The organism is Hymenobacter negativus, from assembly GCF_017571495.1.
GTDB classification, from domain to species: Bacteria; Bacteroidota; Bacteroidia; order Cytophagales; family Hymenobacteraceae; genus Hymenobacter; species Hymenobacter negativus.
The window spans coordinates 399,597-422,720 of sequence record NZ_JAGETZ010000005.1; the positions used below are offsets into that span (position 1 = coordinate 399,597).

At 59.3% G+C, this 23,124-nt stretch carries 16 protein-coding genes; all 16 read left to right on the forward strand.

Going from position 1 to position 23,124, the window contains the following annotated elements; genetic code table 11:
• The first annotated feature begins 40 nt into the window (after positions 1-40).
• The 16 genes from J4E00_RS13910 to J4E00_RS13980 all read left to right on the forward strand — a co-directional run bounded on the left by J4E00_RS13910 (position 41) and on the right by J4E00_RS13980 (position 23,053).
• Positions 41-3,034 (forward strand): SusC/RagA family TonB-linked outer membrane protein, encoded by a 2,994-nt coding sequence (locus J4E00_RS13910; protein ID WP_208175776.1) that lies wholly within the window; start codon positions 41-43, stop codon positions 3,032-3,034.
• 13 nt (positions 3,035-3,047) lie between these two features.
• Entirely contained in the window at positions 3,048-4,766 is a 1,719-nt protein-coding gene (locus J4E00_RS13915) for a RagB/SusD family nutrient uptake outer membrane protein (RefSeq protein ID WP_208175777.1), read from the forward strand.
• Positions 4,767-4,890: 124 nt separating this feature from the next.
• The gene (locus J4E00_RS13920) at positions 4,891-6,552 is read left to right on the forward strand and encodes a polysaccharide lyase family 1 protein (protein ID WP_208175778.1); all 1,662 of its coding nucleotides are present in this window, start codon (positions 4,891-4,893) and stop codon (positions 6,550-6,552) included.
• A 155-nt stretch (positions 6,553-6,707) separates the two neighbouring features.
• Complete coding sequence (locus tag J4E00_RS13925) at positions 6,708-8,075, forward strand: glycoside hydrolase family 140 protein (protein WP_236049771.1); 1,368 nt, start codon at positions 6,708-6,710, stop codon at positions 8,073-8,075.
• 6 nt (positions 8,076-8,081) lie between these two features.
• On the forward strand, positions 8,082-9,047 hold the full coding sequence (locus tag J4E00_RS13930) for a glycoside hydrolase family 43 protein (protein ID WP_317196627.1): 966 nt from the start codon (positions 8,082-8,084) through the stop codon (positions 9,045-9,047).
• 140 nt (positions 9,048-9,187) lie between these two features.
• Positions 9,188-11,041 carry a six-hairpin glycosidase gene (locus J4E00_RS13935; protein WP_208175780.1) on the forward strand — a complete coding sequence of 618 codons (1,854 nt, stop codon included), beginning with the start codon at positions 9,188-9,190 and terminating at the stop codon, positions 11,039-11,041.
• A 126-nt stretch (positions 11,042-11,167) separates the two neighbouring features.
• Positions 11,168-14,008 (forward strand): glycoside hydrolase family 2 protein, encoded by a 2,841-nt coding sequence (locus J4E00_RS13940; protein WP_208175781.1) that lies wholly within the window; start codon positions 11,168-11,170, stop codon positions 14,006-14,008.
• Positions 14,009-14,153: 145 nt separating this feature from the next.
• Positions 14,154-14,327, forward strand: coding sequence for a hypothetical protein (locus J4E00_RS13945; RefSeq protein ID WP_208175782.1), 174 nt, complete (start codon positions 14,154-14,156; stop codon positions 14,325-14,327).
• On the forward strand, positions 14,317-14,811 hold the full coding sequence (locus J4E00_RS13950) for a nucleotidyl transferase AbiEii/AbiGii toxin family protein (RefSeq protein ID WP_208175783.1): 495 nt from the start codon (positions 14,317-14,319) through the stop codon (positions 14,809-14,811). The genes J4E00_RS13945 and J4E00_RS13950 overlap by 11 nt, the downstream gene beginning before the upstream one ends.
• Before the next feature lie 174 nt (positions 14,812-14,985).
• The gene (locus tag J4E00_RS13955) at positions 14,986-15,210 is read left to right on the forward strand and encodes a hypothetical protein (protein WP_208175784.1); all 225 of its coding nucleotides are present in this window, start codon (positions 14,986-14,988) and stop codon (positions 15,208-15,210) included.
• Between the two features lie 16 nt (positions 15,211-15,226).
• Positions 15,227-15,349, forward strand: a complete 123-nt coding sequence (locus J4E00_RS29860; RefSeq protein ID WP_262898413.1) for a hypothetical protein — start codon at positions 15,227-15,229, stop codon at positions 15,347-15,349.
• Between the two features lie 118 nt (positions 15,350-15,467).
• The gene (locus tag J4E00_RS13960) at positions 15,468-16,319 is read left to right on the forward strand and encodes a hypothetical protein (protein ID WP_208175785.1); all 852 of its coding nucleotides are present in this window, start codon (positions 15,468-15,470) and stop codon (positions 16,317-16,319) included.
• 12 nt (positions 16,320-16,331) lie between these two features.
• Complete coding sequence (locus tag J4E00_RS13965; protein WP_208175786.1) at positions 16,332-20,789, forward strand: DUF6531 domain-containing protein; 4,458 nt, start codon at positions 16,332-16,334, stop codon at positions 20,787-20,789.
• Positions 20,790-20,878: 89 nt separating this feature from the next.
• Positions 20,879-21,223: a hypothetical protein gene (locus tag J4E00_RS13970; protein WP_208175787.1), complete on the forward strand. Its 345-nt coding sequence runs from the start codon at positions 20,879-20,881 to the stop codon at positions 21,221-21,223.
• A 128-nt stretch (positions 21,224-21,351) separates the two neighbouring features.
• Entirely contained in the window at positions 21,352-22,509 is a 1,158-nt protein-coding gene (locus tag J4E00_RS13975) for an acyltransferase family protein (protein WP_208175788.1), read from the forward strand.
• Positions 22,510-22,684: 175 nt separating this feature from the next.
• Complete coding sequence (locus J4E00_RS13980) at positions 22,685-23,053, forward strand: hypothetical protein (protein WP_208175789.1); 369 nt, start codon at positions 22,685-22,687, stop codon at positions 23,051-23,053.
• Positions 23,054-23,124 lie beyond the last annotated feature (71 nt).

Here is a 23,124-nt window from a genome sequence, read left to right on the forward strand (position 1 = left end):
CTCACCCAGCCCCTCCCAACTACTTTCTAAATCCCACCCTATGAAACCTCTCTTTCCCATACTGGCGGCTACTGTGCTCTGTGTGAGTGCCGCGCAGGCCCAAACGCGAACCATTACTGGCAATGTGGTGAGCGCCGATAAAGCCGAGGTGCTGCCCGGTGTGACCGTGGTGGTGAAAGGCACCACGAACGGTATTTCCACCGACCCGGATGGTGGCTTTACCCTGCAGGTGCCCGATAAGCAGGACATCACGCTCGTGATTTCCTACCTGAGCTATAAGGCCCAGGAGCTGGTGGTGAAGCCCGACCAAACCCGCATCGAAGTGAAGCTGGCCCCCGAAGCCGCCGCCCTCGACGACGTGGTGGTAATCGGCTACGGGACGGTGCGGAAGCGCGATTTGACCGGCGCGGTCACGTCGGTGAAAGGGGAGGAGGTCACGAAGCTGCCCACTACGACGGTGGTGGAAGCCTTGCAAGGCAAAATCCCGGGGGCCGACATTTCGCGGGCCAACGGCTACGCGGGCCAGGGCGCGTCCATCCGCATTCGTGGCAACCGCTCCATTGCCAACCCCAGCAGTTCCAACAACGTGCTCTACATCGTGGACGGCGTGCAGGGCGTGGATGCTTCGGTGATTGACCCGAACGACGTGGAAAGCATTGAAGTGCTGAAAGACGCTTCCTCGACGTCCATCTACGGGTCGCGCGGGGCCAACGGCGTGATTATCATCACCACCAAGCGCGGCACCAACGGCAAGCCCCGGTTATCGCTGAATGCCTACACCGGCCTCACGAAGGTAGCTGGCTACGGCAAGTTCATGGACGGGCCGCAGTACGTGGCGTTCCGGCGCGAAGCCTTTCGGGCGGTGGGCACCTGGAACAGCCCGGCTGACGACAGCAAGGTATTTACCGCGCCGCAGCTCGACGCCATCAACAACGGGCAGTACGTGAACTGGTCGGATTTGCTGCTGAATAACGGGATGCAGCAGAACTACCAGATTGGCATTTCGGGCGGTTCGGACAACACCAAAATCTACTTTTCGGGCAACTACTTCGAAGAAAAAGGCCTGCTGAACCTGGACCGCTACAAGCGCTATACCGGCCGCCTGAATATCGACCAAACCATCTATAAGTGGTTGAAAGCTGGAGCCCAAACGCAGCTTTCGTATACCGACAACGACATCCGCCGCGACCCGCTGAACCAGGCCTCGCAAGTAGCGCCACTGGGCACGCCCTACGACGCCGACGGCAACCTAAACATCTTCCCCCTAGGTGGCACGCTCATCAACCCGCTGGCCGACGAGCAGCCCGGCGCCTACCAGCGCAACACCAAAACCAACCGCATTTCGGCCGCTGCCTACCTCGAAATCGCCCCCTTCAATGGCCTAACTTTCCGCTCCACTTTCGGCGCCAACTTTTCGACCTCGGAGGCCGGCAGCTTCTATGCCCGCAACACCATCGACGGGCGCGGGGCCAACTCGCAGGCGTCCATCACCAACAACCAGAACCGCAACCTGAGCTGGGAAAATGTGCTGACCTACCACAAGGACATCGGCGACCATTCCATCACGGCCACGGGCGTGGGCAGTATTCTGACGTTTACCAACACAAACAGCTTTGTGGGTGGGGCCAACCAGGTGCTGCCCTCGCAGTCGTTTTACAACCTGGGCAGCGCCAACCAGAACCCATTTTTCGGCAGCGGCTTCGTGCAGAACAAGCTCATTTCCTTCACTGGCCGCGTCAACTACAGCTTCAAGGGCAAGTACCTGCTGACCGTGACGGGCCGCTCCGATGGCTCCTCGAAGCTGGCGCCGGGCAACAAATGGGCGTTTTTCCCATCGGCCGGTCTGGGCTGGCGCGTGATTGACGAGGACTTCATGAAGGGCCAGAAGGTGTTTTCGGAGCTGAAGCTGCGCGGCAGCTACGGCATCTCCGGCAACGACGTCATCAACGCCTACGCCACCCAGAACTCGCTCACGCTGGCCCAGATTTCCTACAACGAAACCACCGCCGCGCCGGCCTATACCATTTCGCCCACCATCGGCAACCAGAGCCTGAAATGGGAGCTGACCACCACCGCCGACTTCGGCGTGGACTTCGGCCTGTTCGACAACCGCCTGACCGGCACCGTGGACTACTACGACGCCCGCACCAACGACCTGATTTTCCCCTACACGCTACCGCTGTTCACGGGCGTGACCACCGTCAACCGCAACATCGGCAAAACCCGCAACCGCGGCATCGAAGTCTCGCTGACTTCGCAAAACTTCCGCGGCGGCGCCTTCACCTGGTCCACCACCGCCACGTTTGCGGCCAACCGCGAAACCATCGTGTCGCTGCCCAACGGCAACGTTATCGCCGACGACTACCGCAACTCGCTCATCGAAGGCCAGCCCTCCCAGATTTATTACGACTACAAGAAAATCGGCATCTGGCAGCTGGGCGAGGAAGCCGCGGCGGCCGCGGCCGGCACCCCGGGCCAGTTCCAGCCCGGCGACATCAAAGTGGCCGACCTGTCAGGCCCCGACGGTGTGCCCGACGGCAAAATCACGGCCGCCGACCGCACTATCATCGGCTCGCGCGTGCCGAAATGGACCGGCGGCCTCAGCAATGACTTCCGCTACAAGGGCTTCGACCTGAACGTGTTGTTCGTGGCCCGCGTCGGCCAGTGGATTAGCTCCGACTACTACGCCAAGTACCAGCGCAGCGGCAGCAACAACGGCGCCGTGGTGGACTACTGGACCCCCGAAAACCCTACCAACGAGTACCCGCGACCCAACGCCACGCGCGTTTCTAACTACGTAACCACCCTCACCGAGCGCCAGGCGTCCTACGCCAAAGTGCGCAACGTGACCCTCGGCTACACCCTGCCCAAAGCCGCCACCGGCAAGCTGCGCATCGACAACGTGCGGCTGTACGTGTCGGGCAAAAACCTCTACACCCTCAGCGACCTCAAGGACTTCGACCCCGAAGGCGAGGGCGTGATTGACCGCCCGCTAAACCGGGTGTACGTGGTGGGTCTGAACGTGGGCTTCTAATAGAATTGACGTCATGAAAACGACTCTCAAAAAGAACCTGACCCTGGCGCTGCTGGCGCTCGCGGCCACCGCCTGCAAAGACCAGCTCGAAGAATACAACCCCAGCGGCGCCACGGCCGAAGCCGTGTTCACTACGCCCGAGGGCTTCGAAACCGCCGTAACCGGCATGTACACTTACAACCGCGCCCTCTACGGCAAAGAGGCCGGCTACGCGCTGCTCGAAATGGGCACCGATATCTGGACCAATGCCGCCAACAACGGCGGCACGGTGGTGAGCGGTGCCGCACCCCAGCCAGCGCTGACCACCTACCAGGGCCTAATTTCCGATAATATCTGGGTGAAAGCCCAGCTCTGGCAGCAGTGCTACGCCGCCATCAACCTCGGCAACCAGGCCCTGAAATACGTAAACACCGCTGGCCTGCTGCCTGCCCGCCGCCCGGTGCTCGAAGCCGAAATCCGCTTCATGCGGGCCTGGTACTACTACCATCTGGTGGAGTCGTTCGGCGACGTACCGCTGCGCCTGGAGCCCACCGAAGGCGTGGTAACCACCGCCACCCGCGCCCCCGTGGCCGACGTGTACAACCAGATTTTCCAGGACCTGGATTTTGCTACTGCCAACCTGCCGGCCACCACCACCGATTACGGCCGCATCACCAAGCCGGCCGCCGAGGCATTTGCCTCCAAAGTCTACCTCACCCGCGGCCAGTACCAGCGCGCCGCCAATCTGGCTAACCGCGTGGTAAGCAAATACACCGGGCAGGGCATTCGTCTGGTAACCAACTACGCCAGCCTCTGGGACATTGCCAATCAGCGCAATTCTGAGGTGCTGTGGGCCGTGAACTACTCGCCCACGCTCACCTACAACGCCGGCAGCAACCTGGGCAATACCTTCTTCCTGATGGATTACGGTACGCTGCCTGGCCTGCAACGCGACATCCTGAATGGCTTCGCCAACGTGCGCTACATGCCTACACGCTTCCTGCTCAACCTCTACAACGAGCAGAACGACGCCCGCTACAACGCCACCTTCAAGCAGGCCTGGCTGGCCAACAACGCCGCCACCATCCCCAAATGGACTGCCGCCGAAGTCGCCCAAAACCCGACCGAACTAGCCGGCCTAACCGGCCAAAACAAGTTCGCAATTGGTGACACGGCCGTGCTGACCACCAAGCGCTCCATTCCCAACTTTCAGCAGCAGTATACCCGTCGCTACCGCTATCGGGTGTATGATGTGGACGACATCTACGCCGCCAACGGCACGCCCCTCGACCGGTTTCACTACCCCTCGCTGCGGAAGTTTGACGACCCCACCCGCGCCACTGCCACCGTGCAGGAAAGCTCCCGCGATGCCAATCTGCTCCGCCTTGGCGACATCTACCTGATTGCCGCCGAAGCCCAGTTCCGCAACGGCAAGCTTGATTCGGCCGCCTACTACATCAACCAGGTTCGCACCCGGGCTGCCCTCACGCCTGCCCGCGTCCCTGCCATGCAAATCACCGCCAGCCAGGTAACGCTCGACTTCATCCTCGACGAGCGCGCCCGCGAGCTGGCCGGCGAGCAAGTCCGCTGGTTCGACCTCAAGCGCACCGGCAAGCTGGTGGAGCGCGTGCGCCTCTACAACCCCGACGCGGCTCCCAATATCCAGGATTTCCATACCCTGCGCCCCATCCCGCAAAGCGACCTCGACGCCGTGACGAACAAGGGCGACTTCCGGCAAAACCCAGGTTATTAACAGGAACCAAAAGCCGTCATGTCGAGCGTAGCCGAGACATCTCGCGTGTCACTACTAAACCAATCGTTGAACAAAGCGAGCGAGATGTCTCGGCTGCGCTCGACATGACAAAAACACAACCCAAATGTCCCACCGCCGCGCCCTCCTTACTGTTCTCTTCGCCTCTGCCTGCGCCGCACCAGTCGCCCGCGCCCAGTATCCCAAGATTCCGCCGGAGGTACAAGCTAAAGCCGACGCCGCCTTGGCCGACGCCGAAAAACGCTCCGAGGAAGCCTGGCAGAAAGCGCAGCCCGTCATTCAGGCCGAAGCCAAAGCTGGAAAGCCCTACGTTCCCTGGGCTGCCAAACCCAGCGACCTACCTCAGTCGAGCCGGCTGGCGTTTCCTGGCGCGGAGGGTGGGGGAGCCCACGTTTTTGGCGGGCAGGGCGGCAAGGTGTACGTGGTAAAAAGTCTGGCCGACAGTGGCCCTGGTACGTTGCGCGAAGCGCTGGAGCAGGGCGGGGCTCGCATCATCGTGTTCAATGTAGCGGGTATCATCAAGCTGCAAAGCCCCATTATTATTCGAGCGCCCTACGTCACCATCGCCGGCCAAACGGCCCCGGGCGACGGCATTTGTGTAGCGGGCGAGTCAATCTGGATTAACACCCACGACGTGGTGGTACGCTACGTGCGCTTCCGTCGCGGCGCTACCGATGTGGCCCGGCGCGATGACGGCCTGGGCGGTAATCCGGTGGGTAATATTATCATCGACCATGTTTCGGCTTCCTGGGGCTTGGATGAGAACATGTCCATTTACCGGCACGTGTACCACAACCCCGAAACCGGCAAGGCCGACAAGCTGCCCACGGTAAACGTGACCATTCAGAACTCCATTTTCTCGGAAGGCCTCGATACCTATAACCACGCTTTTGGCAGCACCATCGGCGGGTTGAACAGCCTGTTTACCCGCAACCTGTGGGCCAATAACATTGCCCGCAATCCATCGGTGGGCATGTACGGCGACTTCAACTTCGCCAACAACGTGGTATTCAACTGGTGGAACCGCTCGGCCGATGGCGGCGACAACCACTCGGAGTACAACTTCGTGAACAACTACTACAAGCCCGGCCCCATCACGCCGGCCGGTGAACCCATTTCTTACCGCATCCTCAAGCCCGAATCGGGCCGCGACAAAGACCAGAAGAACCTGTTCGGCAAAGCCTATGTGGCGGGCAACGTGGTGGCCGGCAACGACAAAGTGACCCAGGACAACTGGGCCGGCGGCGTGCAGGTGGAAGACCAGCCCGACGCCGCGAAAATCGTGGCCGAAGTTCGGACTGATAAGCCCTTCACGCTGCCCAACATGAACACCGTGTTGCCCGCCCAGGAGGCTTACCAGTACGTGCTGGCCAACGCTGGCTGCACCCTGCCCAAGCGCGACGCTGTAGATACCCGCATTGTGGAAGACGTGCGCACCGGCAAAATTACCTACGCCAAAAACGCGCAATCCACGCCCCAAAGCCCCTACATCAAGCGCCGCCTGCCCGCCGATTCTTATAAAAACGGCATCATCACCGACCCTGCGCAAGTGGGTGGTTACCCCGATTACAAAGGCACGCCCTACGCCGATGCCGACAACGACGGCATACCCGACAAATGGGAAACCGCTCACGGCCTCAACCCCAAAAGCGCCGCCGACGCCACCCAGGACCGCGACAAGGATGGCTACGCCAATATCGAGGAATACCTGAACAGCGTGGTGCCGCTGCAGAACGTGCGGCCCAATGCCAGCAAGGTGAAATCTTAACGAATAAGAATATCATGCTGAGCGAAGTCGAAGCATCTCTACCTCGCAAGTAATCAATGTTAGCATTGCGATAGAGATGCTTCGACTTCGCTCAGCATGACCGTTCTGTTGTTGTTTGTAACGAATAGATGACCATAATAACCCGTTTCTCTGCGTTGCTTCTGCTGCTTTTAGTAGCCTTTGCTCCGGCCGCGCCCACCACCGGCCCGCTCAAAGTATCGCCCAACGGCCGCTACCTGATGACGGGTAGCGGCAAACCCTTTTTCTGGCTGGGCGATACCGGCTGGTTGCTTTTCAGCAAGCTCAAGCGCGAAGAGGCTGAAACGTACCTCGAAGACCGCCGCAAAAAGGGATTCAACGTCATCCAAGTGATGGTGCTGCACCAGGTGCCCATCGCCAACGTGTACGGCGACTCGGCGATGGTGCACGGCAACGTGGCCCGGCCCCTTACCACGCCCGGCAGCTCGCCGACCGATGCCGCGCAATACGACTACTGGGACCACATGGACTACATCGTGGACCTGGCCGCCAAAAAGGGCCTCTACATGGGCATGGTGCCGGTATGGGGCACCAATGTAAAGGGTGGCAAGGTGAACCAGGCGCAAGCCAAAACCTACGCCACTTTCCTGGCCGAGCGGTATAAGAACCGGCCGAACATCATCTGGTTGAACGGTGGCGACATCGCCGGTAGCGACTCGCTGAAGGTCTGGAACACCATTGGGGCCACCCTGAAAGCCGTGGACCCGAACCACCTAGAAACCTACCACCCGCGTGGCCGCACGCAGTCGTCGGACTGGTTCCACAACGCCAGCTGGCTGGATTTCAACATGTACCAGTCGGGCCACCAACGTTATGAACAGGATACCTCACGCAAGGAGAAGAACCACTACGGCCCCGATAACTGGAAATACCAACAAGCTGACTATGCGCTGAAACCTGCCAAACCGAGCATCGACGGTGAGCCTTCCTACGAAGGCATTCCCCAAGGCCTGCATGATATCAAACAGCCCCGCTGGACCGATGCCGACGTGCGCCGCTATGGCTACTGGTCAGTATTCGCAGGTGCATTCGGCTATACCTATGGGCAGAACTCGGTGATGCAGATGCACAGCAGCTTCGATAAGGGCAGCGCCTATGGCTCCAGTGAGTTGTGGTCGTCGGCCATCAATGCGCCTGGCGCGGCTCAGATGCAGTATTTGAAGCAGCTGATGCTGTCGCGGCCGTATTTTGAGCGAGTGCCCGACCAGTCGCTAATTGCCGGTGATGCGGGCGAGAAGTACAACCGCCTGTTTGCTACGCGGGGCAAGAATTACGCCTTCATCTACGCTTACAACGGGCGAAATATGAAGGTGAATCTGGGCAAAATTACCAGCGCAAAAGTGAAGGCCTCGTGGTTCAGCCCGCGCGACGGCAAAACCACCGCCATTGGTACCTTCCCCAATAAAGGCACCCAGGAATTCAACCCGCCCGGCGAGCAGAAGGATGGCAACGACTGGGTGCTCATTCTGGACTCCGTCAGCTAAAGCACCGTGCTTAAATCCCTCTCCAAATCTTTCCTGATTCTCAGTAGCACCGTCCTGCTAAGCTCCTGCGCGAAGGAGGCCTACATGTTCACGTCCTTCCACGAGCCGGCTACCGATGGCCTCCACTTCCTCTACAGCTACGACGGCTACAAGTGGCAGGACGCCGGTAAGTCGTTTCTGACGCCACAGGTGGGCCCCAGTAAGCTGATGCGCGACCCTAGCATCGCACAAGGTCCGGATGGCACCTACCACTTGGTCTGGACCTGCGGCTGGAAGGGCGACAAGGGCTTCGGTTATGCCAGTTCTAAGGATTTGGTGCATTGGTCGGAGCAGCGTTTCATCGACGTGATGAGCCACGAACCCAGCACCGTGAATGTGTGGGCTCCCGAAATTTTCTTCGACCCACCCACGCAGCAATTTCTCATCGTGTGGGCCAGTACCATCCCGTTGCGCTTCCCCAAAGGAGTGGAGGACGAGGATAATAACCACCGCCTCTACTACACCACAACCAAGGATTTCCAGAAGTTTTCAGAAACGAAACTCTATCTCGACCCTGGATTCAGCGCCATCGATTCGGAAGTGCTGCGGCGCGGCGTGGATGATTACGTGCTGGTGGTGAAGGATAACACCCGGCCCGAGCGCGACATCAAAATAGCTTTCGGGCCCACCGCCACTGGCCCGTTCCTGCAAGTCTCGCCTCCCTTCACCGATAATTTCACTGAAGGTCCCAGCGTGGCCAAGCTGCCGCATAATCAATGGTTGATTTACTACGACGCTTATAAAGAGAAGAAGTACGGCGCGGCTAAAACCAGCGACTTCAAAACCTTCACCGACGTCTCGGCCCAGGTGAGCGTGCCGACCGGCCACAAGCACGGGACCATCTTCATGGTGCCGCGCAAGACGCTTAAGAATTTGTTGCAAACCGCGCCGGTAGGGGTAGGGGGTGCAGCATCAGCTATTGGAAAACCATGAGTGAATTCTCCGTCACACAACGCAACAGCTCACCTCACCCCCCGGCCCCCTCTCCCGCGGAGAGAGGGAGTGTTCAACCACTGCAACTGCTGGCTCCCCCTCTCCGCGGGAGAGGGGGGCGGGGGGTGAGGTTGGCGGCTGTGCTGGCGCTAGGGTCCCTGGCCGCCCAAGCTCAAACCGCGCCCGAAACCATCCGCTACACCGGCACCACGCTCAGCAACGTGGACTACCACCACGGACAGCTGCGGCCGGCCATCGGCACACACGCCCGGCAGGTGCTGCGCGCCAATCGCGAGCACCCCGACGCCGCCAATGGCGAGGGCTGGACCTACAACCACGCGCCCATGCTGGCCTACTGGCAGGGGCAGTTTTACTACCAGTACCTCAGCAACCCCGTAGGCGAGCACGTGCCGCCCGGCCGCACGCTGCTGCTAACCAGCAAGGACGGCTACACCTGGACCAACCCCAGGGTCATCTTCCCTCCATATAAGGTACCCGACGGCTTCACCAAACCCGACCAGCCCGGCAAGGTGGCCAAGAACCTACTGGCCGTGATGCACCAGCGCATCGGATTCTACACCTCGAAGAAAAACCGCCTGCTGACGCTGGGCTACTACGGCGTGGCCCTCGACGCCAAGGACGACCCCAACGACGGGCAGGGCATTGGCCGGGTGGTGCGCGAGGTGCTGCCAGGCGGCAAGTTTGGGCCGATTTATTTCCTGCGGAACAACAAGACCTGGGACAAGTCTAAATCGGCTTATCCCTTCTACACCACCAGCAAGGACAAAGGCTTCGTGGCCGCCTGCGAGGAAATACTGGCCAACCCGCTGATGATGCAGCAGATGGTGGAGGAGCAGGACAAGGACGACCCGTTGATTCCCATTAAGAAGGACTACAAGGCCTTCAGCTACTACTACTTGCCCGATGGCCAGCGCGTGGTGGGCCTCTGGAAGCACGCCCTCACCACCATCAGCCCCGACGGCGGCAAAACCTGGCCTAACCCGGTCATTCGGGCGCCGCACTTCGTAAATAGCAACGCCAAAATCTGGGGCCAGCGCACCTCCGATGGACGCTACGCCACGGTGTATAATCCTTCGGAATTTCGCTGGCCGCTGGCAATTTCAACCAGCGAAAACGGCCTCGATTACACCGACCTCTGGCTGGTGCACGGCGAACTCACGCCCATGCGCTACGGCGGCAACTACAAAAGCTACGGCCCGCAGTACGTGCGCGGCATCCAGGAAGGCGACGGCCTGCCACCCGATAAAAAGCTATGGGTGAGCTACAGCGTGAACAAAGAAGACCTTTGGGTGGCCTCGGTACCGGTGCCTGTGCGCGCCACCGCCACCAGCCACGCCAATGAGGTTTTCGCCCAGCTGCCCGCCGGGCAGGAACTGGACCAGTGGAATACCTATAGCCTCGTACAGGCGCCGGTCGAAATCGGCAAGCTGCCCGATGGGAGCAAAGGCCTAATTCTTAAGGATTTCGACAAGTTCGACTACGCCAAGGCTGAGCGCATCATTCCCGAAAGCAAGCAACTGGTGGCCGAGCTGTCGGTAGTGCCCGGCCAGAACGACCACGGCCTACTGCAAATCGAGTTTCAGGACGCCAAGGGCCAGCCCGCCGTACAGCTCAGCTTCGACTCGACCGGCACGCTTAGCTACAAAGCCGGCGCCCGCTTCAAAGGCGTGACCAAATACCAGGCCGGCCAGCCACTGGACCTAAAAGTGACGCTGGATGCTCCCAGCCGCACCTGCACCATCACGGCCAACGGCAAAACCAGCACCTTCATCTTCTTCGCGCCAGTCGCCGCCTTTGAGCGAGTGATGTTCCGCACCGGTCCGGCCCGCCACTTCCCCACGCCTGACACGCCCGCCGACCAAGCCTACGACCTGCCCAAAGCCGGCGATTCGGAGCCGCTGGCGGTGTTTTATCTGAAGTCGTTGAAGACGTCGGCGCCGGACCCAACTCCCAAAGGTTTGGGCGCCAATTAGAACGATGTGGAGACCGACACTTCGCGTCTCCTCGTTGAACAACCAAAACCAAGCATCAGCACCTCACCACTACCAACATCAGTAACGACGAGACGCGAAGTGTCGCGTCTCTACACCCCGAACCGCATGCCTTCCCGATTACCCCAGATTTCCAAACTCGTCGCGCTGCTACTCTTGCTGCTTCCCCTGAGCCAACTCCACGCGCAGCGCACCGAAACCCAGATGCTCTCCGGCACGGGCAACGACAAAACTGTGAAGTGGCAGTTCTACTGCACCGCCGGCCGCAATTCGGGCAAGTGGACTACCATTCCGGTGCCATCCAACTGGGAACTGCAAGGCTTCGGCAAATACAACTACGGCCACAACAAAGACACTGCTCGCGGCAAAGAAAGCGGCCTCTATAAGTATCAGTTCAAAGTGCCGGCCAACTGGCAAGGCAAAGTCGTGAATATCGTGTTCGATGGCTCGATGACGGATACTGAAGTCAAAATCAACGGCCAGTCGGCTGGGGCCGTGCATCAGGGCTCGTACTACCGTTTCAAGTACGACATCTCGAAGCTGCTGAAATATGGCAAAACCAACCTGCTCGAAGCCAAGGTCAGCAAGCACTCGGCTAACGAGTCAGTAAATGACGCCGAGCGGCGCGGCGACTTCTGGATTTTCGGCGGCATCTTCCGCCCGGTATTTCTGGAGGCGCTGCCGGCCGCGCATATCAGCCGCGTGGCGCTAGATGCGCGGGCCGACGGCAGCTTCAAAGCCGATGTGTACGCGGGCGGCGAGGCCGATGAAGTATTGGGACAGCTTTATACACTGGATGGGCAGAAAGTAGGAGGGGAGTTCAAAGCTGCAGTAGCGGCTGGGGGCGCAGCCACGCACCTGCAAACCACAGTCTCCAATCCGCAGCCCTGGACGCCCGAAACGCCCAACCGCTACCGCCTGGCCCTCACCTTGCGCAAAGGCGGCCAGACCGTGCACACGCTCAACCAGCGCTTCGGTTTCCGCACCGTGGAGTTGCGCGAGCGTGAAGGATACTACGTGAATGGCGTGAAGGTCAAGTTTAAGGGCGTGAACCGACACTCGTTCTGGCCCAGCTCGGGGCGCGCTACCAGCAAGGCGCTCAGCATCATGGACGTGAACCTGATGAAGGACATGAACATGAACGCCGTGCGCATGTCGCACTACCCGCCCGACGACCATTTCCTGGAAGCCTGCGACTCGCTCGGCCTCTTTGTGTTTGACGAAGTGGCCGGCTGGCACGCCAATTACGACACGCCCACCGGCACCAAGCTCACCGAAGAAATGGTGGTGAAAGACGAAACTCACCCCAGCATCATCGGCTGGATAAACGGCAACGAGGGCGGCCACAACTTCGACCTCGACCCCGTGCTCGACCGCATGGACCTGCAAAAGCGCCCCGTGGTGCACGCCTGGCAAGTATTTCGCGGCACCGATACCCAGCACTACATCAACTACGACTACGGCAACGGCACCCACCTGCACGGCCACAACATCGTGTTTCCCACCGAGTTTCTACACGGCCTGTACGACGGTGGCCACGGCGCGGGCCTCGAAGATTACTGGGAGCAAATGTGGCGCGAGCCGCTCTCGGCCGGCGGTTTCCTCTGGGACTTCTCAGACGCCGCCGTGGTGCGCACCGACAAAGGCGGCATCCTCGACACCGATGGCGACCACGGCCCCGACGGCATCGTGGGCCCGTACCGCGAGAAGGAGGGAAGCTACTTTACCATCAAGGAAGTGTGGAGCCCCATATTCTTCGAGCGCCGCGAAATCACGCCCGCCTTCGACGGTACCTTCCGCATCCAAAACCGCTTCACCTACACCAACCTAAGCGCCTGCAAATTCGCCTGGAAGCTGGCCCAACTGTCCACACCTGGCAGCAGCGCCGCGCCCGCTCCACGCACCGGCACCATCGCCGCGCCCAGCATCGCGCCCACCGAGTACGGCCCGCTCAAGCTGGCGCTGCCCGCCGACTGGCAGCAGGCCGATGTGCTCTACGTGACTGCCAACGACCCTAGCGGCCGCGAAATTTATACCTGGAGCTGGCCCATTGCCCGCCCCGCGCAGGTGGCCCAGCTGCTGGTGCCCGCCACCGGCACAGGCTCGGCCACTATCACCGAAACCGATTCGCTCTACACCGCCAGCGCCCACGGCGTCACGCTCACCTTCAGCCGCAAAACCGGCCTGCTGCGCCAGGTGCGCAACGCCAAGGGCCTCATTCCGCTCACCAACGGCCCCGTGCTGGCTGAAGGCGAAACCGCCTTCGAAGGCCTCAAGCAGCACCAGGATGGACCCAACGTAGTCATCGACGCCACCTTCGGCAAGGCCAGCCGCTACCAATCGCTGCAATGGACGGTGTACCCCTCGGGCTGGGTCCGCATGACGGCCAAGTACTTTCCCAAAGACTATGATTTTGCCCTAGCCGGCCTCAGCTTCAACTACCCCGAAAAGGAGGTGCGCGGCATCCAGTGGCGCGGCGATGGCCCCTACCGCGTCTGGAAAGACCGCCTGAAAGGCACCAACCTAGGCGTGTGGACCAAGGCCTACAACAACACCAGCACCGGCGAGCCCGACGGCACCAAAAGCCCGCTCTACCCCGAGTTCAAGGGCTACTACTCCAACTTCTACTGGCTCACGCTCCAAACCACCGGCCAGCCCCTCACCATCATCTGCGACCAGGAAGACGTGTACCTGCGCCTCTTCACGCCCCGCTTCGCCGCCAAGCCCTACAACACGGCCCCGGCCTTCCCCAGCGGCAACCTCTCGTTCATGCACGGCATCACACCCATCGGCACCAAGTCGCAAAAAGCCGAAAACATGGGCCCCATGGGCAAAACCAACATGTACTACGACTACAGCAAAGACCCGTCCTACGCCAAGGAAATCACGCTGTACTTCGATTTTTCGGGGGATAATGCGCCCGTGCCAAAGGCATTGGGGAAGAAGTAGGAGGGAACCCGTTTTAGAAACTTAAGTGTCACAAGTAGCGGGCAGCGAACCAATCCGGTTTGTTGCCCGCTATTATCTTTATCAGAGTTCTTTTACCTTATACCTTAGCGGAGAGGGTCTGAGAGTTAGTCTCAAGTATACAATCATGGCAAAGCTGACACGATACACAAGCTTCGAAGCGCTGAAATCGGATATTCAGCCGGCCAAGCTGAACCAAGCTGATAGTGCCAAAGCGCATGCTGAATTCGAGGAGTTTGTAAAGCTTCTGCAACGCGAGTTAGCAGCCAAGAAGAGCGCAAAGCCCTCCGATGAACGGTAACCTGGTAAATAGCCTCCTCACCGTCTGCGGTATCCTCAACAAGCAGGATGTCGAATATCTTATTGTTGGCGGAACCGCGGTTGCGTTGCACGGCTACTACCGACAATCGATGAATGCAGCTGGGGTAGTCGCGGAAAAACCTGATTTAGATTTCTGGTATAACCCGACTTATAGCAATTATTTCAGGGTGCTGAAGACGCTGGAAGAACTTGGGCAGGACGTTAATAAATTCAAGCAAGAACAGTCGCCCAATCCCAGGAAGTCATTCTTCAAGTACGAATTCGAGCAATTCACACTAGACCTTTTGCCGGAATTGCGGGCGCCATTAAAATTTGGTGTGTCTTTCAATAAGCGTGAGATTATTACCATCCGTGAGGTCGATATCCCATTCATAAGCTTTGATGATTTGATAGTCGATAAAGAGGCTAATGCACGCCCCAAGGATATAATGGATATTGAGGAGCTAAAAAGAAATAGGAAGTAAAGCGACTAAGCGCTTTGTATGAGAAAGCTGTTCTCAAAGCCAGTATTTATTATCGTTCTCCTTAGCTTACTAGGGCTTTACTTCACGTCGAAGTCTCACAATCCTTATCCTGAAGTTGAGTGGGTGGAAGACTGACCCGGTGCTGGCGATAGATACCGAACATTTACCCCCGTTTTGAAAGCGAATAAGAATACAGCGCTTGGGCCTACGGTTGGGGCCGACTTCGGGGCTTTGACTTTTGAGGACACAGATAACGACGGCGTAAAAGAGGCCATCATTACAAGCGACGGCTCTTTCATCCTTGAAGAATTCTCGCATGAAAGACACACGCTGAAATACCAGCGCGATTCACTGGGTAGGGCTAAGTTTACGCTGCTTAAAAGCGAAGACTTGAAATAGCCCGACTTCCACCCGCATGCAGCCCACCCCGCTACCCACCAAACCTCATTACCCCATCCTCGACGGCCTGCGGGGCGTGGTGGCGCTTATGGTGGTGGCCTTTCACCTGCGCGAGGTCCACGCCACCGGCCACCACTAGGTTATTAAGCACGGCCATCTAGCAGTAGATTTGTTCATCTTGCTGTTCGGGCTCGGAACTAGCTGCGCGTCCTTTCTACCGCTTCTTTCTATAGGTTGGGCTTCTCCCAGCTGCCGTCATGCTGAGCGCTTTTTCTCCTTCGCTAGTGGCCCTGGTGCCTGAAGTTGTCTACACCATTACTACCCAGGCTGCGTTGCGGCTGGGCAACCTCAGCAGCGAGCGGGCCTCCCAGCTACGGGTGCGCAAAGTCCTGCACCATACAACTCCCAGTGGCGGGTTCGTCTTCGATGTCACGACACTTTCCCGCGTGCAAACCCCCGGGCAGGGAGCCGAGCAACTGACTGCTGAATTGGCTCCCTTGCTGGCCAAGCTGGTAATCGAAACCGATGCTATTGGCCGTTTAGTGCGCGTGCTAAACAAGCGAGCCTTGCGCCAGCAGTGGGAAGCGCTGTTGCCCCGCCTGCAAGCCACCTACCGCCACCACCCCTACGTGCCGCCTGCTTTACTGGAACAGCTGGGGCAGGTGCTCGACGAAGGCACCGCGCTCGAAGCTATGCTGGCCAGTTCGCCCGAGTACAGCCTCCTTTTTCCGCCACTCTACGGCCGCACATTCTCTGCCGAAATTCCGGTGTATGGCACTGCCTCTCTTCCCCGCTTTGTCGGTGAAATTGACCTGCCCTTGCGTACCGAAGCCCTACTTGGTACTCCGCTGCTGGCGGAAGCGGCCGCACTGGTGAGCGTAGCAGGAGCAGTCGATGTATCCCACTACCAGGCCGATGAAGCCCGCAAGGCCTTGTGCACCCTCACCGATGAGCCCAACCTCAATACGGAAGTGCAGGCCGTGCATCACGAATGCTACACGTTTGGGCAACAGCACGAGTTGTTGGAAGCCAGCCGCTACACCCGCGCTGACGTATTAGGGGTAATGAGTCGGCAACTGACGGTGTTGCTGCACACCCGAAACCACTAATCCTTCGCCAAATTGTCTACCCCAGGTATGAGTGAGAAGAAGTACGTTCATTCAGGAGCTTTTTTGCTTTGTGACAAATGCGTGGCCCCCGTGCCCATGCCGCTCACGGTGACCTCGCAGTCTACCGTATTGCTGCCGGGAGGTCTTTGCGCTACTTCGTTTGACGAACTTCCGTTGCTGAACGTGCCGCCATTCGGAGTGTGCGCCGTCACCCACGTGCCCTGTACCTACGCCCCGTTGCCGCCTGGCTGGAGCCCGGTGATGGAGACCGTAGAAGTAGGCCCGCTGGGTGGCAAGGCCCTGCTGGAAGACTCAAAAATCCGGTGTGTGGTGGGCGGGCAAATCAGTATCTATCTCACCAAAGCGGCGGCGCTGGCTACGCTGCCCGATGTGGTATCGCAAGCCTTTGACTCGGCCTATGCGTCGTTGGAAAGTGTCGGCCCGCCTTTTGGCGGTGAGCTGCGCGACACGTTGGGCAATGCCAAAGGCGTGTGGCAGGGGCTCTACAGCTTGGGCGAGGGACTGGTGAGCCTGGCCAAAATGAAGGCCGAGTTCGACCAGAAAGTAGACAATGCGCTGCTGTTTGCCATCGCCCACCCGGTTGAAGCCGCCCATGCCGTGGCCGAAGGTACCCAGCGGGCCGCTAGCGCCGGCTGGCAGGCCGTAACCGACAAAGACAACTGGCTTGCCGCTGCCAACGTGGCCGAAAATGCCATACCCGGCGTTCTGGCCGTCAAGGGGGCCGTCTGGCTCAGCGACGAGCAGAACCGGGCCAAAGTGGGAGCAGCCTATGCCAAAGCCAAAGCCTGGGAAGCCGGCCTCACCGACTACGAGCGTAGTACCATAAAGGGCCGGGTAGCCTTCGAGGTAGCCGCCTTGCTGGTGCCCGAAACCAAGCTGGCCAAAGCCGCCGAAGGCGCCAAACTAGCCGAAGGGGGAGAGGCTGCCGCCAGCGGAATGCGCCTGCTGGGCGAAGTAAAAACCGGCGCCAAGGGCGCCGACGCTGCCGAAGCCGCGCAAGCTCCCGGTAAGCTTGAAGAACTGTTTGCCGGGGTGAAGGAATGCTTCACCGAAGGCCACCCTGTCGATGTGGCTACGGGTCTCTTGTTCACCCAGGCCACCGACTTCACCCTGCCGGGTCCCCTGCCGCTGGTCTGGACGCGCACCTGGTTTTCAGCTTCCACCCATCGCGGGGCCTTGGGCCACGGCTGGCACCACAGCTACGATTTAGCCCTGATGCCCACCGCTGATGGCGGGGCCACGCTACGCCTAGCCGACGGCCGCCTGGCGGTATTCGCCGCCCCGGCTCCCGGCGCTCGCAGCTTCAACCGCCGCCACAAGCTGGAACTGGTTCAGGAAGCCACCAGCTGGCGGGTCTGGAGCCTGCGCGAGCGGCTGTGGTACGTATTCGAGCCAGCCAGTTCTGAAATGCAGCAGCGCCTCCGGGCAGTGGAGAACAGCAACGGAGTCGGCATCCGATTCGCGTACTCACCTGCTGGCCACCTCGCCGCCCTCACCGACAGCGCGGGTCGGGTGTTGCCCTGCGAAACCGATACGGCCGGCCGCCTGCTGGCCCTGCATGCCCCCGACCCCGACCTTCCCGGTGCCACCTTCGCCCTGGTGCGCTACGCCTATGGCGAAGCCGGCGACCTGCTCGCGTCCACCGACGCGCTGGGTCACGCCGCCCGTTTTGCCTACGCCGGCCACCTGCTCACTCGCGAGACTTTCCGCTCGGGCCTCAATTTCTATTTTGAATACGACGGCTCTGGTCCCGACGCTCGTTGCACCCACACCTGGGGCGACGGCGGGATTTTCGATACCCGCCTGCGCTACAATACCCCTGGTCATACCACCGTGTGGGACTCCTACGGTCACCAAAAAGAATATTTCCATCAGCGGGGCCTGGTAACGCACCGCCAGGATGCGCTCGGGGCTATGCAGCACTGGCGCTACAACGAATACGCCGAGCTGGAGCATTACCTGGACCCCCTGGGCCAGCTCACCCGCTACGACCACGACGGCCGCGGCAACCAGACCGCCGTGGCCTACCCCGATGGCAGCAAAGTAGCCTCGCAGTTCAATGCCCTGGACTTGCCCGTGCAGGGCACCGATGCCAATGGCGGCACCTGGCACTGGCAGTACGACGACCACGGCCAGCAGACCGGCCGCACGCTTCCCACGCAGGCTACTACCCAATACGCTTACGACGAGGGCGGGAAGCTACTTGAGGTAACTGACAGTCTTGGCTACGCCACGCGCCTCCGCTACGACGCCCACGGCAACCTGGCCCACACCGTAACGCCGGACGGCAGCATTCGCTCCCGGGAATACGACGTGCTGGGCCGGTTAATCAAGCTAACCGATGCTTCCGGCCATGTGCAGCGCCGCCGGTACGACCGGGCGGGGCAGCTCACCGATGTGCAGATGCCGGATGGCTCCGTGCGGCGGTTCACGTACGATGCCGAAGGCCGGGTGGTGCGGGCCGAGGACGGCCAGCAAACCATCGAGTACGCCCATTCTCCCACAGGCCGGGTTACGTTGCGCCAGGAGGCCGGCCAGCAAGTGCAGTTTACCTATGACCTGGAAGGCAACCTGACGGGCATCATCAACGAGCAGAACGACAGCCATCAGTTCGTCTTGGATGCCGCCGGCCGGGTTATAACAGAAACCGGTTTCGACGGGCTGACCCGCCACTACGAGCGGGATGCCGCCGGCAACGTGACGCGGGTGCAGCGGCCGGCCGCACGCGCCACCACCACATACACGTATGACCCCGCGGGCCGGATTACCGAAGTAGTTTACAACGAAGCGGAGCGCACCAGCTTTCGTTACCGTGCCGATGGCACCCTGGTAGAAGCCCGTAACGCGACCAGCATTGTGCAGTTTGAGCGCGACCCATTAGGGCGAATTCTGCGCGAAATTCAGAATGGCGAGGCCGTTACAAGTAGCTACGACCTGGGGGGGCGGCGGGTCAGCTTAGCCTCTTCGCTACATGCAGCCGTGAGCTTCGAGCGCGACGACCGGGGCCAAGTGCACCGCATGCAGGCCGGCACCTGGCAAAGCGTGATTGGGCGCGATGCTGAAGGGCTGGAAATACAGCGGGAGATGAGCGGCGGCATTCGGACCAACTGGCAGCGCGATGGCTTGGGCCGGCTCGTTAGCCAACGCACCACGGCCGGGGGTGGTGCCCCGCATCAGCGCCGCTACCACTGGCAGCACACCGACCAGCTGGCCGCCTTGGAGGACAGCTTGGCCGGCACCACGCAATTCGCTTATGATGCCTGGGGAAACCTGGAAGCCGCTGCATACCCGGATAATGCGCAGGAGCTGCGCCACCCCGACGAAGCCGGCAACTTGTTCCGCACCTCCACGCGCACCGACCGGCACTACACCAAAGGCGGGCAGCTACAGCAGGCCGATAACGTCCGCTACAAGTACGACGCAGAAGGCAACCTGATTCGGAAAATATTGCCCAACGGCCAGCAATGGCGCTACGATTGGGACGGCGCCGGGCAGCTTGCGTGCGTTACCCGGCCCGATGGTTATGCCGTTACGTTCACGTACGATGCGCTGGGCCGCCGCCTGAGCAAACGGTTCCGGGGACGGGTAACCAAGTGGCTGTGGGACCGCGACAAGCCCTTGCACGAGTGGACGGAGCTGGAAGTAGGCGCCACCGCTAGCAGTGCCGCCGATGTCATTACCTGGCTGTTCAATGAAGAAAGCTTTGTGCCAGCCGCGAAGCTCACGGCCCAGGGCGCCTACAGCATTGTGTGCGACCACCTGGGCACGCCCCTGACGATGTACGACGGCCGCGGCAACGCCACCTGGGAGATGACACTCGACGCCTACGGCGCTGTGCGTCAAGGTAGGGGCAAGCCTCAGGACTGTCCGTTTCGCTACCAGGGCCAGTACGAAGACACCGAAACCGGCCTCTACTACAACCGCTTCCGCTATTACGATGCGGAAGCCGGCAGCTACATCTCCCAAGACCCGATTGGTGTGCAGGGCGGCCACCGGCTATACGGCTACGTGCTCAACCCCCTGCACCAGCTCGATATTCTGGGGCTGAGTGAGTGTGGAATCGGAACCGCCGAGATTCACCATTCCCCAGGCAATGAGCTGAACCCCTTCGGCCACTACAGCGTCGAAACGCGCCAGATTAGCAAGTCGGGCGAAGTCACGAAAGTGCACACGCATCAGGTTATCACCAAGCGCGACTATTCTGCTACGGAAGTGGATATTGTGATGGGGCAACGCGAGGGCGTTACCAAATCGGTGGAAGTAGCCCTGCCCAAAGCCGAGGACGCCATGAAGTACCAGGATAAGATACTGGGCGAGCAGCTGGGCCCTTACGATAAAAAGACCAACAGCTGCGTCGACCACGTTTGCGAAGTGTTGCGCGAAGGCGGAGTAGATATTCCCAAAACCCCACTGGGGCAGCTAAAATTCTTGAAAAGCCTGGGCTTCTAAAAACCAATCCTTTCAGGCACTGAGCTACAAAATGCCGGCACCTCATGCAGCCATTCGTTTTTACAAAGCTCTTAAAACCTTCGAACTATATGGTAAACTGCGACAAACACGGGCTGCAGGATATTGTCTTTACATCTCCCTACATCCAGAAACTCATTCTGGCTGATGAACGAGTGCAGGAAGAAATTTTCCCGGTGAAAATGTATATTGAAGTGCTGGATACCCATGCCTACTTCTGGAGCAATCTGCAATTCATTAACGAGCTAGGGTTTAGCTGCGAAACAGCTCCTTCCGCGCTGTCGTTGGATAACTTGGGGGAGGAAGCGTCTTTTGAAGCCTACGCGCAAACAATCCCGGTGTGTCAGGCATGTCACGCCGCCTTTTTACAGGCGAATAATTTGCAAAACCCGCAAGCCGCATTTGTCGCCGCTTAGGAATTGTTGGCTGGAATTGGGAGACATTCGCTGAAAGCAGGTTGTGCAGTAAGGCTGTATGCAGTCAGTCATGCCGAGCGCCGCATGAGCAACCATATTTATCTTGCGGGCTAACCTTTCCCGCCCGCATGCAGCCTACCCCGCTACCCACCAAACCCCATTACCCCATTCTCGACGGCCTACGGGGCGTGGCGGCCCTTATGGTGGTGGCCTTTCACTTGTGCGAGGCCCACGCTACCAGCCACCTCGACCAGGTGATTAACCACGGCTACCTGGCGGTGGATTTCTTCTTTTTGCTGTCGGGCTTCGTGATTGGCTACGCCTACGACGACCGTTGGGGCCGCCTCACGGTGGGCGGTTTCTTCAAGCGGCGGCTGGTGCGGCTGCAACCCATGGTGGTGCTGGGCATGGTGATAGGGGCGGGGATGTACTACTTCCAGGCGTCGGCGCTGTTCCCCATCATCGGCCAGACGCCGGTGTGGAAGATGCTGCTCGTGATGCTCATCGGCTGCTTTATGGTGCCGGTGCCCGTGTCGCTCGACGTGCGGGGCTGGCACGAAACCTTTCCGCTCAACGGGCCGGGCTGGTCGCTGTTTTTCGAGTACGTGGCCAACGTGCTGTACGCGACGGTGGTGCGCCGCTTCTCCAACCTGGCGCTGGGCATCTTGGTGGTGCTGGCGGCGGGGGCGCTGCTGCACCTAGGCCTCACCAGTCCCCAGGGCGATGTCATTGGGGGCTGGTCGCTGGAGCCCGAGCAACTGCACATCGGCTTCGCCCGCATGACGTACCCGTTTTTTGCGGGGCTGCTGTTGTTTCGGCTGGCGCGGCTGCGGCCGGTGCAAAATGCCTTTTGGTGGTGCAGCCTGGCGGTGGTAGTGGTGCTGGCCATGCCCCGCATCGGCAGCCCCGCGCAGCTGTGGCAAAATGGGCTCTACGATGCGCTCTGCATCATTTTCGTCTTCCCCGCTATCATCTTCTTCGGGGCCAGCGGGGCGGTGCGCTCGGGCGCGGCCCAGCGGCTGTGCCGCTTCCTAGGTGATATTTCGTATCCGATTTACATCACGCACTACCCGCTCATCTACACCTACACGGCCTGGGTCGCTACCCATAAAGTGTCCTTGCGCGAGGGCTTGCCCGTGGCGGCGCTGGTCTATCTGGCGGCGGTGGCGCTGGCGTATGGGTGCTTGAAATTTTACGATGAGCCGGTGCGGGAGTGGTTGAGAAAGAAGGTGCTAGTGGATGGGGAATGGGCTCAGGCATCGGAGGTGGGTTCTTCAATAGTATAAACCAAGCCTTTGTGTTTATAAAATGCGGAAAATGCGGTTCTTCTAGGCGAGGCAAGGTTTGATGTAGCTTCCATAATAGGATTTATATTTATATTGCGGGAACTTATGTCCTCTACTTATCTACTTAGAGAGACAGACGCAAAAACAATTTTTAAAACCTTTTAAAATCTCAAAAATGAATAATGAAGATTTAAGCAGCCGAGAACTTCGTGATTTTGTCGAGAAACACGATTTAAGAGACAGTTATTCTGTCGTACATTTTAATTCTAATGTGACTATAACTACAGCTATAGCCGACAATAAGGTCATGAATAGAAATGTAGATGTGATGATAACGTTTAACGATTATAATAGCATGGGCCAAGTGAAACTAATGCAAAGCGACTTAGACCCATATTTGTACCCAACTGTTTTTGATGCCAAATGGCAAAAAATGGAGCACGTGGATGGTGAGTATCTTCTAATATCAGACACTCACAAGCAAAATGCAAAAATTGGGAAATATTCGGTAAAAATCACTCCTTTAAAAAAGTTGAGGGATTAACTTTAAAGTTATTTTGAATATTATTCGGCTCATTGATTGATACTTTTAGTCGATGAGCCGAATATTCAATT

Bases quoted from the DNA above. Each gene is read 5' to 3' on its own strand.
- J4E00_RS13910 (WP_208175776.1), top strand. From the start codon at position 41: ATGAAACCTCTCTTTCCCATACTGGCGGCTACTGTGCTCTGTGTGAGT.
- J4E00_RS13915 (WP_208175777.1), top strand. From the start codon at position 3,048: ATGAAAACGACTCTCAAAAAGAACCTGACCCTGGCGCTGCTGGCGCTC.
- J4E00_RS13920 (WP_208175778.1), top strand. From the start codon at position 4,891: ATGTCCCACCGCCGCGCCCTCCTTACTGTTCTCTTCGCCTCTGCCTGC.
- J4E00_RS13940 (WP_208175781.1), top strand. From the start codon at position 11,168: ATGCCTTCCCGATTACCCCAGATTTCCAAACTCGTCGCGCTGCTACTC.
- J4E00_RS13945 (WP_208175782.1), top strand. From the start codon at position 14,154: ATGGCAAAGCTGACACGATACACAAGCTTCGAAGCGCTGAAATCGGAT.
- J4E00_RS13950 (WP_208175783.1), top strand. From the start codon at position 14,317: ATGAACGGTAACCTGGTAAATAGCCTCCTCACCGTCTGCGGTATCCTC.
- J4E00_RS29860 (WP_262898413.1), top strand. From the start codon at position 15,227: ATGCAGCCCACCCCGCTACCCACCAAACCTCATTACCCCATCCTCGAC.
- J4E00_RS13960 (WP_208175785.1), top strand. From the start codon at position 15,468: ATGCTGAGCGCTTTTTCTCCTTCGCTAGTGGCCCTGGTGCCTGAAGTT.
- J4E00_RS13970 (WP_208175787.1), top strand. From the start codon at position 20,879: ATGGTAAACTGCGACAAACACGGGCTGCAGGATATTGTCTTTACATCT.
- J4E00_RS13975 (WP_208175788.1), top strand. From the start codon at position 21,352: ATGCAGCCTACCCCGCTACCCACCAAACCCCATTACCCCATTCTCGAC.
- J4E00_RS13980 (WP_208175789.1), top strand. From the start codon at position 22,685: ATGAATAATGAAGATTTAAGCAGCCGAGAACTTCGTGATTTTGTCGAG.